The 16,365-nt window shown below is 61.3% G+C and carries 14 protein-coding genes; 10 read left to right on the top strand and 4 right to left on the bottom strand.

The features are described from left to right. The first annotated feature begins 39 nt into the window (after positions 1–39). The 6 genes from kdpF to ACI514_RS04075 all read left to right on the top strand — a co-directional run bounded on the left by kdpF (position 40) and on the right by ACI514_RS04075 (position 8,205). Positions 40–129, top strand: a complete 90-nt coding sequence (kdpF, locus tag ACI514_RS04050) for a K(+)-transporting ATPase subunit F (RefSeq protein WP_007963673.1) — start codon at positions 40–42, stop codon at positions 127–129. An 8-nt stretch (positions 130–137) separates the two neighbouring features. Then, on the top strand, positions 138–1,832 hold the full coding sequence (kdpA, locus tag ACI514_RS04055) for a potassium-transporting ATPase subunit KdpA (protein WP_160058932.1): 1,695 nt from the start codon (positions 138–140) through the stop codon (positions 1,830–1,832). A gap of 10 nt (positions 1,833–1,842) precedes the next feature. Continuing rightward, on the top strand, positions 1,843–3,906 hold the full coding sequence (gene kdpB, locus ACI514_RS04060; RefSeq protein ID WP_405123125.1) for a potassium-transporting ATPase subunit KdpB: 2,064 nt from the start codon (positions 1,843–1,845) through the stop codon (positions 3,904–3,906). Between the two features lie 227 nt (positions 3,907–4,133). Beyond that, positions 4,134–4,679, top strand: coding sequence for a potassium-transporting ATPase subunit KdpC (gene kdpC / locus ACI514_RS04065; RefSeq protein ID WP_405123126.1), 546 nt, complete (start codon positions 4,134–4,136; stop codon positions 4,677–4,679). A 130-nt stretch (positions 4,680–4,809) separates the two neighbouring features. After that, complete coding sequence (locus ACI514_RS04070) at positions 4,810–7,461, top strand: DUF4118 domain-containing protein (RefSeq protein WP_405123127.1); 2,652 nt, start codon at positions 4,810–4,812, stop codon at positions 7,459–7,461. A 48-nt stretch (positions 7,462–7,509) separates the two neighbouring features. Beyond that, complete coding sequence (locus tag ACI514_RS04075; protein WP_122597145.1) at positions 7,510–8,205, top strand: response regulator; 696 nt, start codon at positions 7,510–7,512, stop codon at positions 8,203–8,205. Between the two features lie 83 nt (positions 8,206–8,288). On the opposite strand, the gene ACI514_RS04080 is transcribed toward ACI514_RS04075, so the two are convergent. Then, positions 8,289–9,329 carry a patatin-like phospholipase family protein gene (locus ACI514_RS04080; protein ID WP_122597144.1) on the bottom strand — a complete coding sequence of 347 codons (1,041 nt, stop codon included), beginning with the start codon at positions 9,327–9,329 and terminating at the stop codon, positions 8,289–8,291. A 216-nt stretch (positions 9,330–9,545) separates the two neighbouring features. Here ACI514_RS04080 and ACI514_RS04085 point away from each other — a divergent pair, with 216 nt between their 5' ends. From ACI514_RS04085 to ACI514_RS04095, 3 genes are all read left to right on the top strand, one after another. After that, positions 9,546–9,824 carry a hypothetical protein gene (locus ACI514_RS04085; protein WP_007908543.1) on the top strand — a complete coding sequence of 93 codons (279 nt, stop codon included), beginning with the start codon at positions 9,546–9,548 and terminating at the stop codon, positions 9,822–9,824. A 79-nt stretch (positions 9,825–9,903) separates the two neighbouring features. After that, a complete protein-coding gene (locus tag ACI514_RS04090; protein ID WP_405123128.1) occupies positions 9,904–10,668 on the top strand; it encodes a CHAD domain-containing protein in 765 nt (254 codons plus the stop codon). Between the two features lie 241 nt (positions 10,669–10,909). Continuing rightward, entirely contained in the window at positions 10,910–11,704 is a 795-nt protein-coding gene (locus ACI514_RS04095; RefSeq protein ID WP_160058928.1) for an acyl-CoA thioesterase II, read from the top strand. A 1-nt stretch (position 11,705) separates the two neighbouring features. Here the strand turns inward: ACI514_RS04095 and ACI514_RS04100 are convergent, their stop codons facing one another. The 3 genes from ACI514_RS04100 to ACI514_RS04110 all read right to left on the bottom strand — a co-directional run bounded on the left by ACI514_RS04100 (position 11,706) and on the right by ACI514_RS04110 (position 14,650). Continuing rightward, a complete protein-coding gene (locus ACI514_RS04100) occupies positions 11,706–12,071 on the bottom strand; it encodes an Mpo1-like protein (RefSeq protein WP_160058927.1) in 366 nt (121 codons plus the stop codon). 115 nt (positions 12,072–12,186) lie between these two features. Then, positions 12,187–13,668 (bottom strand): methyl-accepting chemotaxis protein, encoded by a 1,482-nt coding sequence (locus ACI514_RS04105; RefSeq protein ID WP_160058926.1) that lies wholly within the window; start codon positions 13,666–13,668, stop codon positions 12,187–12,189. A gap of 175 nt (positions 13,669–13,843) precedes the next feature. Continuing rightward, complete coding sequence (locus tag ACI514_RS04110; protein WP_160058925.1) at positions 13,844–14,650, bottom strand: TatD family hydrolase; 807 nt, start codon at positions 14,648–14,650, stop codon at positions 13,844–13,846. A 235-nt stretch (positions 14,651–14,885) separates the two neighbouring features. On the opposite strand from ACI514_RS04110, the gene ACI514_RS04115 reads away from it, so the two are divergent. Further along, entirely contained in the window at positions 14,886–16,307 is a 1,422-nt protein-coding gene (locus ACI514_RS04115) for a transglycosylase SLT domain-containing protein (RefSeq protein WP_160058924.1), read from the top strand. Positions 16,308–16,365 lie beyond the last annotated feature (58 nt).

Genomic DNA, 16,365 nt, shown 5'->3' on the forward strand with positions numbered 1-16,365 from the left:
CTGCACACACGGCAATACGCCGTAACTCGGAGATCTTCCATGAGCGTTCTGGACGGGGTGTCACTGCTATTGGCAGCGGGGCTGTTCATTTATCTGTTGGTTGCGCTGTTGCGCGCGGATCGGAACTAGGAGCGGCTATGCACAGTTATGACTATTGGCTGATCCTCGCTTTTTTTGCGCTGGTCTTGCTGCCGGCGCCGCTGCTCGGGCGCTTTTACTACAAGGTGATGGAAGGTCAGCGCACTTGGCTGACGCCGGTTCTCGGCCCGGTCGAGCGCGGTTGCTATCGCATCGCCGGGGTCGATCCGCAAGCTGAACAGAGCTGGCAGAAATACACGCTGGCGCTGCTCGCGTTCAACCTCGCCGGTTTTCTGCTGCTGTTCGCGATCCTGTTGTTTCAGGATCACTTGCCGCTGAACCCGCAGAACCTGCCGGGCCAGGAATGGACGCAAGCGTTCAACACCGCGGTCAGTTTCATGACCAACACCAACTGGCAGTCCTACAGCGGTGAAGCGACCCTCAGCTACCTGAGCCAGATGGTCGGCCTCACCGTGCAGAATTTCGTCAGCGCCGCCACCGGCCTCGCCGTGCTGGTTGCGCTGTGCCGTGGCATCGGCCGCAAATCGACGAAAACCCTCGGCAACTTCTGGGTCGACATGACCCGCGCCACCCTCTACGGCTTGCTGCCACTGTGCCTGTTGCTGGCGCTGTATCTGGTCTGGCAGGGCGTGCCGCAAACCTTCGCGCAATATGTGAATGCGGTGACGATGCAAGGCGTCGATCAAGTGATCCCGCTCGGCCCGGCCGCCAGTCAGATTGCGATCAAGCAATTGGGCACCAATGGTGGCGGCTTCTTCGGCGTCAACTCGGCGCATCCGTTCGAGAACCCGACGGCGTGGAGCAACCTGTTCGAAGTCGCTTCGATCATTCTGATTCCGGTGGCGCTGGTGTTCACTTTCGGCCACTACGTCAAGGACCTGCGTCAGAGCCGCGCGATCATCGCCTGCATGCTGGCGCTGTTCCTGATCGGCGGGACGACTTCGCTGTGGGCTGAGTATCAGCCAAACCCGACGCTGAACAACGCTGCGGTTGAACAGACCGCGCCGCTGGAAGGTAAGGAAGCACGCTTCGGCACCACCGCCACCGTGCTCTGGTCGGTGACCACCACGGCCGCCTCGAACGGCTCGGTCAATGGCATGCACGACAGCCTCAACCCGCTTAGCGGCATGGTCGCGCTGGTCAACATGATGGTTGGCGAAGTGATCTTCGGCGGCGTCGGCGCGGGGCTCTACGGCATGTTGCTCAACGTGCTGATCGCGGTGTTCCTCGCCGGTCTGATGATCGGGCGTACGCCGGAATACCTCGGCAAGAAACTGCAGGCGCGTGAGGTGCAATTGCTGGTGGTGACTTTGCTGGTCATGCCGGTTGGTGTGTTGGTGCTCGGTGCGATTGCCGCCGCGGTTCCCAGTGCTGCGGCGACCATCAGCAACCCTGGCCCGCACGGTTTCAGCCAGTTGCTTTACGCCTACACCTCGGCCAGTGCCAACAACGGCTCGGCGTTCGGTGGCCTGAGCGCGAACACGCCGTTCCACAACCTGATGCTCGGTCTGGGCATGTTGATCGGCCGCTTTGGTTACATCCTCCCGGTACTGGCGCTGGCCGGCAGCCTGGCGATGAAGAAAACCGCACCGATCGGCCAGAACAGCTTCCCGACCCACGGCCCGCTGTTCGTGACCCTGTTGACCGTGACCATTTTGCTGGTGGGTGGCCTGACCTTTCTGCCGACTCTGGCGCTTGGCCCGATTGCCGAACATTTAAGTATGGGCTTCTAAGGAATCCATCATGAATATGCACGTTCCTGCAAAACCTGCAGAGCCGATCAAGTCGGCAGACGCACCGAAAACCGCGATCTCGGCCCTGTGGCGGCCGGCGCTGCTGCAAGCTTTCGTCAAGCTCGACCCTCGGCAACTGAAACGTTCGCCAGTGATGCTGGTGGTTGAGCTGACGGCGATTTTCACCACCGTGCTGTGCTTCATTCCCGACGCCGACGTGCCGACCTTCGTCGCTGCGCAAATCGCCCTGTGGCTGTGGTTCACCGTGCTGTTCGCCAACTTCGCCGAAGCCTTGGCCGAAGGTCGTGGCAAGGCCCGCGCCGACAGCCTCAAGGCTGGCAGCGAAGGCCTCAGCGCCCGGCGCAAACTGGCCAACGGCAGCTTTCAAGTGGTGCCGGCGGCGAGCCTGCGCAAAGGCGATGTGGTGCGCGTCGAAGCCGGGGAGATGATCCCCGGTGACGGCGAAGTCATCGAAGGCATCGCGGCGGTCAACGAAGCGGCGATCACCGGTGAATCGGCGCCGGTGATTCGTGAGTCCGGCGGCGATCGTTCGGCCGTTACCGGCAACACACGACTGGTGTCTGACTGGTTGCTGGTGCAGATCACCGCCAACCCCGGTGAGTCCACTCTCGATCGCATGATCGCGCTGGTCGAAGGCGCCAAACGCCAGAAGACCCCGAACGAAGTGGCGCTGGATATCCTGCTGATCGGCCTGACCCTGATCTTCTTGCTCGTGGTCGTGACCCTGCAGCCGTTCGCCCATTTCGCCAACGGCAGCCTGCCGCTGGTGTTCCTCGTGGCGCTGCTGGTTACGCTGATCCCGACCACCATTGGCGGTTTGCTGTCGGCGATCGGTATCGCCGGGATGGATCGTCTGGTGCGTCTGAACGTGATCGCCAAGTCCGGTCGTGCGGTGGAAGCAGCGGGCGACGTGCATGTGTTGCTGCTGGACAAGACCGGCACCATCACCTTCGGTAACCGTCGTTGCAGCGCGGTGTATGCCGCGCCTGGTGTGAATGGTCGTGAGCTGGCTGAAGGTGCGTTGTTTGCCTCGCTGGCCGATGAAACCGCTGAAGGCAAGTCCATCGTTGAATACCTGCGCGGTCTGCATCCGCAACCTGAGCCGGCGCTGGAAACCCTGACCGCTGTGCCGTTCAGCGCTGAAACCCGTTTGTCCGGTGTCGACTATCAGGGTCGCGTCTACCGCAAAGGCGCGGTGGACTCGCTGCTGAGTTTCCTCGGCCAAAAACGTTCGGACCTGGCCCCGGCGCTGTCGCGGGAAATCGACAAGATCGCGCAGAGCGGCGGCACGCCATTGCTGGTCTGCGCCGACGGCAAATTGCTCGGCGCGATCCACCTCAAGGACGTGGTCAAACCAGGCATCCGCGAGCGTTTCGCCGAACTGCGCAAACTGGGGATTCGTACCGTGATGGTCACCGGTGATAACCCACTGACCGCCGCTGCCATCGCCGCTGAAGCGGGCGTCGATGATGTTCTTGCCGAAGCCACACCGGAGAAAAAACTCGCACGCATTCGTCACGAACAAAACGACGGTCGCCTGGTCGCGATGTGCGGCGATGGCGCCAACGACGCGCCGGCGCTGGCTCAGGCTGACGTCGGCATGGCGATGAACGACGGCACGCAAGCAGCACGCGAAGCGGCGAACATGGTCGACCTCGACAGCGACCCGACCAAGCTGCTCGACGTGGTGCAGATCGGCAAGGAATTGCTGGTGACCCGTGGCGCGCTGACGACCTTTTCCATCGCCAACGACGTGGCCAAATACTTCGCGATTCTGCCGGCGCTGTTCGCCTCGATTTATCCGCAACTGGGCGTGCTCAACATCATGCAGTTGACCAGTCCGCAGAGTGCGATTCTCTCGGCCATCGTCTTCAACGCCTTGATTATCGTCGTGCTGATTCCGCTGGCACTGCGCGGGGTTCGCGTGCAGGCGGCGAGTGCGGCGGCGTTGTTGCGTCGCAACCTGTTGATCTATGGATTGGGCGGGATCCTGGTGCCGTTTGTGGGGATCAAGGCGATCGACATGCTGCTCACGGCGCTGCATCTGGTGTGAGGCTGAAAAAAGCCCCTCACCCTAACTCTCCCAGAGGGAGAGGGGACTGAGCGAGGTGTTTACGGAAGCTGTACCGACCTGAAATCCCGAGTCGAACTCAGGTTTGAACTGCACAAATATCGGCTCCCTTTCCCCCTCGCCCCCTTGGGGGAGAGGGCTGGGGTGAGGGGGAAAAGATCTCCCTGACACTCCACCAAAGTTTGCCCAACGAATTCGAGGATTTTGAAATGTCCACAATGATACGTCCGGCCCTGAGCCTGCTGGTGCTGATGACCCTGGTCACCGGCGTCGCCTATCCACTGGTGGTGACCGGTGTCGCGCAAGTCGCATTCCCCGCTCAAGCCAACGGCAGCCTGATGCACGACGCCGACGGCAAAGTCCGTGGCTCGTCGTTGATCGCCCAGGATTTCGTCGGCGATGCGTGGTTCCATCCACGTCCCTCCGCTGGCGCGTTTGCGACGGTTTCCAGCAGCGCGAGCAACCTGGCACCGAGCAATCCGGCACTCGCCACGCGGGTGATCGACGATGCCAACAAATTGCAGGTTCCGGGGCAAGGCCCGGTGCCACTGGCCTTGCTGACCACCTCCGGCAGCGGCCTCGATCCACACTTGCCACCGGCGGCGATTGCCTATCAACTGGCGCGTGTCGCAGCGGCGCGAAATCTGCCGGTATCGACTGTGCAGCAACTGCTCGATGCGCACATCGAACAGCCGCTGGTGGGGCCGCCGGTGGTGAATGTGCTTGAGCTGAACATGGCATTGGAAAAATTGTAGATCGGCGGCGCGGCCATTCGCGAGCAGGCTCGCTCCCACAGGGATACGCGTTCCAAATGTGGGAGCGAGCCTGCTCGCGAAGAGGGCCGAAAGAACACTGCATAACTATCATGAAGAGAGAGCATCAAGCATGAGCGACTCCGGCCGCGCCGACGCACTGTTAGCAGACTTGCCCCGTGACGGCCGTGGCCGCCTGAAGGTTTTCCTCGGCGCCTCCCCCGGTGTCGGCAAAACCTACGCCATGCTCCAGGCCGCCCACACGCAACTGCGTCAAGGCGTGAAAGTCCTCGCCGGGGTGGTTGAAACCCACGGTCGCGCTGAGACCGAAGCACTGCTCGGCGGCTTGCCGCAGCAACCGCTGGTGCGCTCCGAATACCGTGGCGTAATGCTCGAAGAAATGGACCTCGACGGCTTGCTCGCAGCCAAACCGAAGCTTGTGCTGGTCGATGAACTGGCCCACAGCAACGCGCCCGGCAGCCGTCACGCCAAGCGCTGGCAAGACATTCAGGAACTGCTCGCCGCCGGCATCGACGTCTACACCACAGTCAACGTCCAGCACCTCGAAAGTCTGAATGACCAAGTGCGCGGCATCACCGGTGTGCAAGTGCGCGAAACCCTGCCGGACTGGGTGCTGCAAGAAGCCTATGAACTGCTGCTGATCGACCTGCCGCCGCGCGAATTGCTTGAGCGGCTGCGCGAAGGCAAGGTCTACGTACCCGAGCAGGCGCGCGCGGCGATCGATGCGTTTTTCACCCAGACCAACCTCACCGCGTTGCGTGAATTGGCGATGCAAACCGCCGCCGCGCAGGTCGATAATGATCTCGCCCAAGGCTATCGCCAACTCGGTCAGGCAGCCCCGGCGGTACGGGGCCGATTACTGGTCGGCGTCGATGGTGATGCGCAGGCCGAACGCCTCGTGCGCCACGCCAGTCGCGTCGCTCAGCGCCGGCATTTGCCGTGGAGTCTGGTGCACGTCGACAACGGCACCGTACGCGACGAGCAATCGCGTCTGCGCCTGCAAAGCGCTCAGCAACTGGCCGAGCGCCTGGGCGGCGAGGTGGTTCTACTACGTGCCGGTGAAGTGGCAAAAACCCTGATCCAGCATGCCACCGAACGCCGCGCGAGTCTGGTGCTGGTCGGGCAGTCCCGGCCACGTCTGCGCCGTCGTTTGTTCGGCGGCGGACTCGCGGCGCGTTTGTTGCGTCAAGCTCACGGGCTGGAAATCAACGTCCTCGACAGCGACCATGAACAGCATCAACCGCGCACGCGCAACGCGCTGACACTGGTGTGGTTCGACTATGCGCTGGCGCTGGTCGCCACGGTGTTGGCCAGTGCGCTGGCGTGGGCGGTGTCGAGCGTATTGCCGCTGCCGAACATCTCACTGGTGTTTCTCGCGGCGGTGTTGCTGGTGGCGGTGCGCAGCAGCCTCGGCCCGGCGCTGGCCTGTGCGGCGCTGTCGTTTCTGACCTACGATTTTCTGTTCATTCCGCCGAATTTTTCCTTCAGCATTCAGCGCGAAGAAGACGTGCTGACGTTGCTGTTTTTCCTGTTGATGGCGGCACTGACGGGCAATCTTGCGGCGCGTCAGCGTCGGCAGTTGCAGGCCTTGCGCGACACCCAGGAAGAGACCACCGAACTGCTCGACCTGTCGCGCAAACTCACTGCCGCGACCGACCGCCAGGCCGTCGTCAGCGCCGCCGCGCAACACCTCAATGGCTGGAGCGATCTGCAACTGTGCCTGCTTAATCGCGACGGTCAGGGCAGCTGGAAAGTCGAAACCGGCGGCCCGCTGCAATTCACCGAGGCCGAACGCGCCGCTGCCGATTGGGCCTGGCAACACGATCAACCGGCGGGCATGGGCACCGGCACGCTGCCGCTCGGGCGTTGGTGGTGGTGGCCGCTGTCGGTCGAGGACGGGCCGCTGGCGTTGCTCGGCGTGTGTGCCAAGGAAGGCCAGACTCTGAGCGGCCAGCGTCGGCGCTTGCTCACCGCGTTGAGCCAGCCGCTCGCCCAGGCGCTGGCGCGCGCGCAGTTGGCTGATGACCTGGAAGCCGCGCGCCTGCATGGTGAAACCGAACAACTGCGCAGTGCCTTGCTGGCCTCCGTGTCCCACGATTTGCGCACGCCGCTGACCGCCATGCGCGGCAGCATCGACAGCCTGTTGGCCCTCGGCGAAGCGATCCCGCTGGAGGATCGACATGAACTGCTCGAAGGCACTCGCGATGAAGCCGAGCGCCTTGATCGCTACATCCAGAATCTGCTCGACATGACCCGCCTCGGCCACGGTGCGCTTAAGCTGGCGCGGGACTGGGTGTCGCCGGCTGATATCATCGGCAGTTCGCTCAACCGCCTGCGCGCGGTACTCGCGCCGTTGCAGGTCAGCACCGATGTGCCGAGCGAGTTGCCGCTGTTGTTCGTGCATGCCGCGTTGATCGAACAGGCATTGGTCAATGTGATGGAAAACGCAGCGCGGTTCTCACCCGTTCACGGTCGTTTGCAACTCAGCGCGGGAGCGAATGACCAAGAGATTTTCTTCTCGGTCAGCGACGAGGGGCCGGGGATTCCCGAGGATGAACGGGCGAAGATTTTCGACATGTTCTACACCGCTGCCCGGGGTGATCGCGGGGGGCAAGGCACCGGCCTCGGGCTGGCGATCTGTCAGGGCATGGTCGGTGCGCACGGTGGGCGGATCAGTGTCGCCGACGGCATCGACGGGCGCGGCACCTGCATTACCTTGCACTTGCCGTTGCAGACGCAACCGGGGATGGACGATGAAGCCTGATTGCGACTGCGCTACTCTCTTGCCACTCTTTTGTGTTGATGTGAATTCATGAGCCAGACCGCGACCATTTTGGTCATCGACGACGAACCGCAGATTCGCAAGTTCCTGCGCATCAGCCTCGCTTCCCAAGGCTACAAAGTGCTCGAGGCTGGCACGGGGGCCGAGGGGCTGGCGCAGGCAGCCTTGAACAAGCCGGACTTGCTGGTGCTCGACCTCGGCTTGCCGGACATGGACGGCCAGCAAGTGCTGCGCGAGTTTCGCGAGTGGGCAACGACGCCGGTGCTGGTGCTGTCGGTACGCGCCAGCGAAGGGCAGAAAGTCCAGGCGCTGGACGGCGGCGCCAATGACTACGTGACCAAGCCGTTCGGCATTCAGGAGTTTCTCGCCCGGGTGCGTGCGTTGTTGCGTCAGGCACCGGCGGGGGAGGCCCAGCAAGCTGCGCTGAGCTTTGGCCCGTTGACGGTCGATCTGGCCTATCGGCGCGTGTTGCTCGATGGCGTCGAAGTGGCGCTGACTCGTAAGGAATACGCAGTGCTGGCGCAACTGGCGCGGCATCCGGGGCGAGTGATTACCCAGCAGCAATTGCTCAAGGATATCTGGGGGCCGACCCACACCGAGGACAGCCATTATCTGCGGATTGTGGTGGGGCATTTGCGCCAGAAGCTGGCGGATGATCCGACGCGGCCGCGGTTTATCGTGACAGAGGCAGGGGTAGGGTATCGGCTGTTGGAATCTGCGGGATAGCTAAAAGATCGCAGCCTTCGGCAGCTCCTACATAGGAATGCGTTCCCCTGTAGGAGCTGCCGAAGGCTGCGATCTTTTGATCTTTATTGCTGCTGCTCACTCTCATACCGATCCAGCGTATCCCGCGCAATCTCCCGCCCCAACGCGATCAGCTCTGGCGCCTTGTAAAACTCGAAAAACCGGCACACCCGCTTCGGCACGTTGATCAGGATATCCGGCGGATAACCGGCAATCTTGTACTGCGCCAGCGAGGTCTGCATCACCTCGAAACTCTGGTTGATCAAATCCAGCAACGACGCCGGCCCGACGTTATCGATGATGAACGAACCGGTCGCCGATTTTGGCGCGCCTTCACGCTCGGGCGCGGCTGCGGGTTGCTGGCTTTCCGGCTCGGCGCCTTCAAGCCAAGGATTGATGTCTGCCGCTTCGGCGCGCAGCGCTTCCTGTTCGAGCCGTAACAATTGCTCGGCCTGTGTTCGGCGGAACGGCATCTTCGACCCCAGCGATCTGATCAGGTTGTCGAAGCGTGAGCGGAACGCGGCGGGGCGCTGGATCACCGGCAGTTTGTAGTGACGCTGGTTGGTCGAGTTGAGATTGACCGCAATGATCAGATCACAGTGGCTCGACACCACCGGCACGATCGGCAACGGGTTGAGAATGCCGCCGTCGACCAGCATGCGATTGCCTTGCATCACTGGCGTGAACAGGCTGGGAATCGCCGCCGAGGCGCGCATCGCCTGATGCAGGCAGCCTTCCTGAAACCAGATCTCTTGCTGATTGGTGAGGTCGGCGGCAACGGCGGTGTAGGGGATGCGCAAGTCTTCGATGTTGATTTCGCCGACGATCTTGCGGATCTGCCCGAAGACCTTCTCGCCGCGAATCGCGCCGAGGCGGAAACTCACGTCCACCAGCCGCAGCACATCCAGATAGTCGAGACTTTCGATCCAGTTTTTGTAAACGTCGAGTTTTCCGGCGGCGTAGATCCCGCCGACTACCGCGCCCATCGAACACCCGGCAATGCAGGCGATGTCGTAACCGCGTCGTTCGATCTCTTCAATGACTCCGATATGGGCATAACCCCGGGCGCCACCGGAGCCCAGCACCAGTGCGACACGCTTTTTCATCAAACTTCCTCCCGACAAGGTTGCACAATGCACCCATCGCCGGGTCGGCTCAATCGCCGAAGTCGTTCAGTGCGCCAGTGACGTCGTTTTTTCGATACTGGATGACCCTTCGGCTATATCCTTCTCAGTTGCGCGGTTTCACCCGCCGGCGAGGCACTTTTTCGCAGCCAAGCCGTCTTACCTGCACGACTGTTGACCTATTTTGAGGTGTGAGTGATGAAAGCCTGGATCTGTGTGCCGTTGATGGCTTTGGCATTGGCCGGTTGCGCCGGTAAAACCGCTTACCGCGACAGCTGCGGCAGCCAGCTCGACGCGGCCTGGCATGAACTGGATCTGGCCAAGGCCGAAGGTTTTGCCGGCACCGTCAGTTATTCCAAAGCGTTGTCGCTGCTGACCGCCGCCAAGACCCAGCAACAATTCGAGGGCTTTGAAGGTTGCAGCAAGAAGGCCGAGAAGGCGCGTTTCTACATTCGCGAATCCCGCGCCGGCCGCTAAGCTGCTGACGTGAAGCAAGGACGCTGCATTCGCTAGGCAGCAGAATGATCGTCAGAGCCATTTGAATCAGGAGCAAGTGATGTCTGCGTTGGTTGATCGGTTGGTGGCTCATGTCCTGAGTCTGGAGGTGCGGCTGCTGGCCTGTCAGGCGCGATTGACGGCACGTACCGACCCCGAGGCGCTGCATGATCTGCGCACCACGGTGCGGCGCTTGCGCAGCCTGTTGCGGCCATTGCGCGGTTTGCCCGGTGTCGAACAACTGGAAGACGCCGCTTCGGCAGTCGGCCAATTGACCACGCCATGGCGTGATCGCGAGGTACTGGCGGCTTACCTGCTCGCGCATGATCAGCCCGAAGCTGCGCAACGGCGCATGGCGCAGATGGCCGAGGCTTATCCGGCGCTGGCGGCGAGTGCTGAAGTGGCCTCGCTGCTGATGATTCTCGACGCGTTCCCGCGTTTCCTGCGTGCTTCCCAGCGTCAGGGATTGCTCAAGGGCTTGGACAAGCGCATCGAAAAACGCCTCGTCAAGCAATGGCAGAAACTCGACGAGGCGCTGCACGATCCGGCTCACGACCGCCACCGCCTGCGCTTGCTGATCAAGCGCGTGCGCTACGGCATCGAAGCCTATCCCGAACTGGATCGCTTGCCCGAAGCGGCGCTGGCGCGATTGAAGTCCGCCCAGGGCGCGCTGGGTGACTGGCACGATTGCTGGCAGTGGCTGGCGAAAGCCGAGCTGGAGGCGGACCTTCAACCGTGCGTCGCCACTTGGCAGGCGACCATGATCAAAGCCGAAAGCAAGGCTGATCGCGTGCTGGAAAAACTCAGTTCAGCCTGCTTCAAATAACCTGAATCACCACAACCCCCTGTAGGAGTGAGCCTGCTCGCGATAGCGGTCTGACATTCAACAACTGTGTTGGCTGTCAGACCGCTATCGCGAGCAGGCTCACTCCTACAAGGGATCTTCAATGTGGCTGATATGGGTGTAAGGCCTTTCTGTCAGCCCATTTGACCGGAATAGACGCTGCGGCGCTCGGCAGGTCTGGTTAAGATCCCTGCATTCCTTTCTCGTTTTCTGAGGTTGCCCCATGCGCTTTAGCGATTTGCTCGATGCGGTCCGCCGCCAACCGGAACTGACGATTCCTGCCGAATGGGGTCAGGGCCGTGCCAGTTTCGGTGGTCTGGTTGCCGCGCTGCAATACGAAGCCATGCGCGCGAAAGTCCCGGCGGATCGCCCGGTGCGTTCGCTGGCGATCACCTTTGTCGGACCGGTCGAGCCTGAAGTCCCGGTGAGCTTCGAAGTGGAGGTGCTGCGCGAAGGCAAAGCCGTCAGCCAGGTCATGGGCCGGGCGATGCAGAATGGTCAGGTGGTAACAATCGTTCAAGGCAGCTTCGGTGCTTCACGGCCCTCGGAAGTCGCCGTGGAAGCGTATCCGGCGCCGGCAATGAAACACTGGGACGAATGCCAGGAGCTGCCTTACATCAAAGGCGTGACCCCGGAATTCATGCGTCATCTGGCGATGCGCTGGAGCGTCGGCGGCATGCCGTTCACCGGTAATCAATCGCGTTTGATGGGAGGCTGGGTGCGGTTACGCGGCGATGTCAAAGAAGAGCCGGTCAAAGAGGCGCATCTGCTGGCCCTGGTGGATGCATGGCCGCCCGCACTGCTGCCGTATCTGAAGAAGCCGGCACCGGGCAGCACCTTGACCTGGACCATCGAATTCGTTCAGCCGTTACACGACTTGAGCACGCTGGACTGGTGCCAATACTTGGCCGACATCGAGTACGCCGCCGACGGCTACGGCCATGTCGCCGCCAAGCTGTGGAGCGCGGAAGGTGAGCTGATTGCGATGAGTCGTCAGACGGTAACGATCTTCGCCTGACTCAGTGCCGGCGATGGCGCTCACGCCAGGCGCGCCACCAGCCGCCACTGAGAAAGAAGCGCGGAAAAGTCAGAAACTGCTCGACCAGTAACCGCGACATCGCATCTTTACGATCACTGAACGGCTCGGAGGCTTGCGTCTCCAGGCTGTGGCCGTGACGCTGCAAACCCAGCGCCGCGACGATTCCGATCACGCCGATGGCGACGCTGGCCAGGCTCAGGCTGAACACCCCGGAGACAATCAGCAGAAACGCGACGATGAACAACGGCACGGCAATCAGGTGTAACACCAGATTGGTCGGGTGCTGATGATTGCCCGGGTACGCGCGCCATTGCCACGCGGGAAGGTTGGGGTGACGTTTGCCCATGTTTTCTACTCCTCGATCCATGTTGAACTCATGGTTGAAGAATAGGCCCGGGCGTGGAGGGCGGCGAATCAAGGTTGGCTATTGGCATCATAGGGATGATGGACAAAAAAGATCTTCAGAGTTTCAACTGACCTATGGCCTTGCTCAGTTCCCCGGCCAACGTCGCCAATTCATTACTGGTCGTCGCCGAATCCACCGTTTGCTGCACGGTATTCTCGGTCACATCGCGAATACTCACCACCGCCCGGTTCATCTCTTCGGCGACCTGGCTTTGCTGCTCCGCCGCCACGGCAATCTGCGTGTTGCTCTCACGCATCTGCGCCACCGCACCGGTGATTTCCGCCAGCGCCGCCCCGGCCTCTTGCGCCTGCTGCACGCAATCGTCGGCCTTGTACGAACTCTCCTGCATGAAGTCCACCGCGTCGCGGGTGCCAGCCTGCAACGCCGAGACCATCGTAGTTATCTCGTCGGTCGAGGTCTGCACCCGCTTCGCCAGATTGCGCACCTCATCGGCGACCACGGCAAACCCTCGGCCCATTTCACCGGCGCGAGCGGCCTCGATGGCGGCGTTCAGGGCGAGCAGATTGGTCTGCTCGGCAATGCTGTGAATCACGCTGACCACGCCGTTGATCTTCTGGCTGTCCTCGGCCAGTCGTTGAATCATCTCGGCAGTCTGCTGCACGCCGCTGGACAGCCCGGCAATCGAGTGCTGCACCCGCGCGACCACTTGCTGACCGCTGCCGGCGAGGCCATCGGCGGTCTGCGACAGGTCGCGGGTGGCGCCGGCGTGTTGGGCGATGTGATAAACGGTGGCGGTCATTTCATTGATCGCCGTGGCCGCCTGATCGGTTTCGCTCTGCTGGCCGAGCATGCCGTGGCGCACTTCGTTCATGCTCGATGCCAGTCGCGCCGCGCCGACATCCAGTTGCCGCGCGGTGTTGGCGACGGTCGTCACAACGCGCTGGTAACCTGCCTGCATCGCGTTGAACGCGTTGGCCATCTGCCCGACTTCGTCTTTCCCGGCCAGCGGCACACGGGCCGAGAGATCGCCGCTTTTCTCAACGTGAAGCATTACGTCTTTCAACGTGTTGAGCTGGCTGAGCAGGAAGCGGATCAACAGTTGCGAGGCACAGAGCATGGCGAACATCAGGATGAACACCGCCACCGCGTAATTGGCGAAACGCTCGCTGAACACCTGACTCAGGCTCGGGCCATAGGCAATCACCGCGACCTGTTGACCGTCGGCGCGGCTGAACACTTCGGCGCCCATCAACGGATTGTCGCCGAACAGCGGCAGCTGATTGATCTCGTTCCAGCCGTTGCTTTCAGTGATTTCCAGCAAGGGTTGATCATTCAGGCGCGGCGCTTCGCCGCGTTTGAAGGTCAGCACCTGATCGGCTTTGGGCAATGGCTGCCCGGCCGGCCAGGCCTTAAGCAATTGCGCCTGGGCTTGCGCCGAGGCCTGAGACGCGTGACTGCGCGCCTGTTGTTCGAGCTGCACGGCGTACAGCACCAGCAACAGGGTGGTGACGAAGGCGACCGCATTGACCGCCCAGAATTTGTATTTCAGCGAGATATTGCTAAGCCAGGCACCCATGGAGGTCTTCTCTGATAGCGGAAACAGTTTTGGCAAGGTGCCAGCATTGTGCTGCTATGCAGAGGACTCGAATTGATGTGGGTCAAGAGATCAAAAGATCGCAGCCTTCGGCAGCTCCTACATTGGGATGGCGTATGCCCTGTAGGAGCTGCCGAAGGCTGCGATCTTTTGCGGCTTACGCCAATGCGGGAAGGTTGTAGAACGCGCGGGCACACGCGGTGGTGTGCGCCGCCAGATCTTCCTCGGTTTCACCGCGATGCAGCGCCACTTCGCGCAGCACTTCAGTCAGATACGCCGGCTCATTGCGGCCGTTCTTCGGTTTCGGACGTAGCGTGCGCGGCAGCAAATAAGGTGCATCGCTTTCCAGCATCAGGCGCCCGCGTTTGATCTCTTTGACCAGTGGATGCAAATGCGTGCCTCGGCGCTCATCACAGATCCAGCCGGTGATGCCGATGTGCAAGTCCAGATCGAGGTAACTGAACAACGCCTTTTGCTCGCCGGTGAAGCAATGCACCACAGCGGCGGGCAGTTGATCGCGGAAGCCTTTGAGGATTTCCAGCAGGCGCTGGCTGGCATCGCGCTCGTGCAGGAACACCGGCAGTTGCAGCTCGACGGCCATGGCCAGGTGTTCTTCGAGGACTTTTTCCTGCTGTGGGCGCGGCGAGAAATCACGGTTGAAATCCAGTCCGCATTCACCCACGGCGACTACATTTTTTTCTTGAAATAGGCTACGCAAACGACGGGCGCTGTCAGCGTTCCAGTCACTGGCCGAATGCGGGTGAATACCGGCGGTGGCGAACAGCCGTTGACCGCTCTCATCCAGTTGCTGGCACAGCTCCAGAGCCTGTTCGCTGCCCTCGACGCTGGTGCCGGTCAGCACCAATTGGCAGACCCCGGCGGCATAGGCGCGATCAAGCACGGCCTGATGTTTGTCGGCGAAACTGGGGTTGGTCAGGTTGACGCCGATATCGATGAGTTGCATGGTTGCTACCTCGGGCCGAAGGCCGGAAAGCATACCAGAGCTGTAGATTCATAAGAAAAGCCAAGAACTACAACGAGTTATGGCTGTCTGTTGATGCCGCGACGCAGACCGGTTTGGTAGAAGTGCCATTACTGTGCCAGTCTCTCGCACGTTGCCAGCGCTCATGGCGCTCTGTTTTCGACGGTGATTTCGATCTTTAACGATGAAGTCGCCCCGTATTCTTTCCGGAGAGTGGATGGTTCGTCCCTCGGTTTTGCTCTTGTTGTGTGGATCGCTGCTGCTGCCGATGACGGCGGTTGCGCGCCTGCCCGGGCCACTGCAAGCTGTACCAGCCGCCAAGGTGCGGGACTTGTCGGAGATTCGCAGCAGTCGTGTGTTGCGCGTGCTGGTCAACCAGAGCCGCAACAGCTCCGGCGAAGTCCAGGGCCAAGCCATCGGCGTCGAATACCATCGCCTGCGCGCCTTCGAGCAATACCTCAATGGCCATGCTCGCGATGGCCAGGAAATCACCCTCAAGATCATTCCCAAAGCCAAGGATCAATTGCTCGGCGCCTTGCAGCGCGGCGAAGGTGATCTGGTCGCACCGGGTGAATTGCTTGATTTGCAATCTGGCTATGCCGTGGCCAGTAGCGAACCGGTCGCCAGCAACGTGCCGCTGGTGTTGGTCGGTATCAAGGGCGAGCGGCGCTACACCAAGGTCGAGCAGCTCTCCGGCAAAACACTGGCGCTGCCCACCGGCAGTGCGGCGGGGGAGGCGGTCAGTCAGCTCAATCAGAAACTGGCGTTGCACAAACTGGCGCCGATCAAGATCGAATGGGTCGATCCGACCCTGGCGGTCGAAGATGTGCTGGAAATGGTTCAGGGCGGGATTTTTCACCTGACCATCGTCGAGCAACCCATAGCCGAGCGTTGGGGCAAGATCCTGCCGAAGCTGCGTTTTGACCGGCAACTGATCATCAGCGAGCCGGGCGAGGAGTACTGGTTCGTGCGCCGCGACGCCGCAATGTTGCGTGCAAGCATTGACCGCTTCCTCGGCGGTTACAAGAAACCCTCGAACGAAGATGCTGCGTTTTTGCGCATCTATCGACGGCTGTACCAAGTCCACAATCCGTTGGCTAAGGCCGATCGCCAGCGTCTCGAAAAACTGCGCCCGACTCTGCAAAAGCACGCTGCCGCGCAGAACATGGACTGGCTGAATCTGGCCGCGCTGGCGTTCAAGGAATCACGCCTGCAACCCAACGCCCGCAGCGGCAGTGGCCCGACCGGGCTGATGCAGATCACTCCGTCCGCTGCACAGCGCGTCGGCGTGAACAATATTCAGAATCTCGATGCGAATGTGCAGGCCGGAGCCAAGTACCTGGCGATGATTCGCCGCAAGTTTTTCAACAGCCCCAAACTCAATGAGCGCGAGCGCATGGCCTTCACGCTGGCGGCCTACAACATTGGCCCCGAGCGCGTGCAGGGCATGCGCGCCGAGGCCCGGCGGCGCGGGCTGAACCCTAATCAGTGGTTCTTTCAGGTCGAGCGCATCGCCATGGAGCAGGTAGGAATGGGGCCGGTCAGCTATGTTAATAGCGTGAACAAGTATTACTTGGCGTTCGACCGGGAACGGGAGTCGTTGGAGCCCGGGGCGCAAAAAGTCGTCTCACGGAAATGATCTAATAAGTTGATTGTTATGGCGGAATATTTGCGCTTTTAACATGAAATTTATTGAT

Source organism: Pseudomonas sp. M20, from assembly GCF_045037865.1.
In the GTDB taxonomy this organism is placed as follows: domain Bacteria; phylum Pseudomonadota; class Gammaproteobacteria; order Pseudomonadales; family Pseudomonadaceae; genus Aquipseudomonas.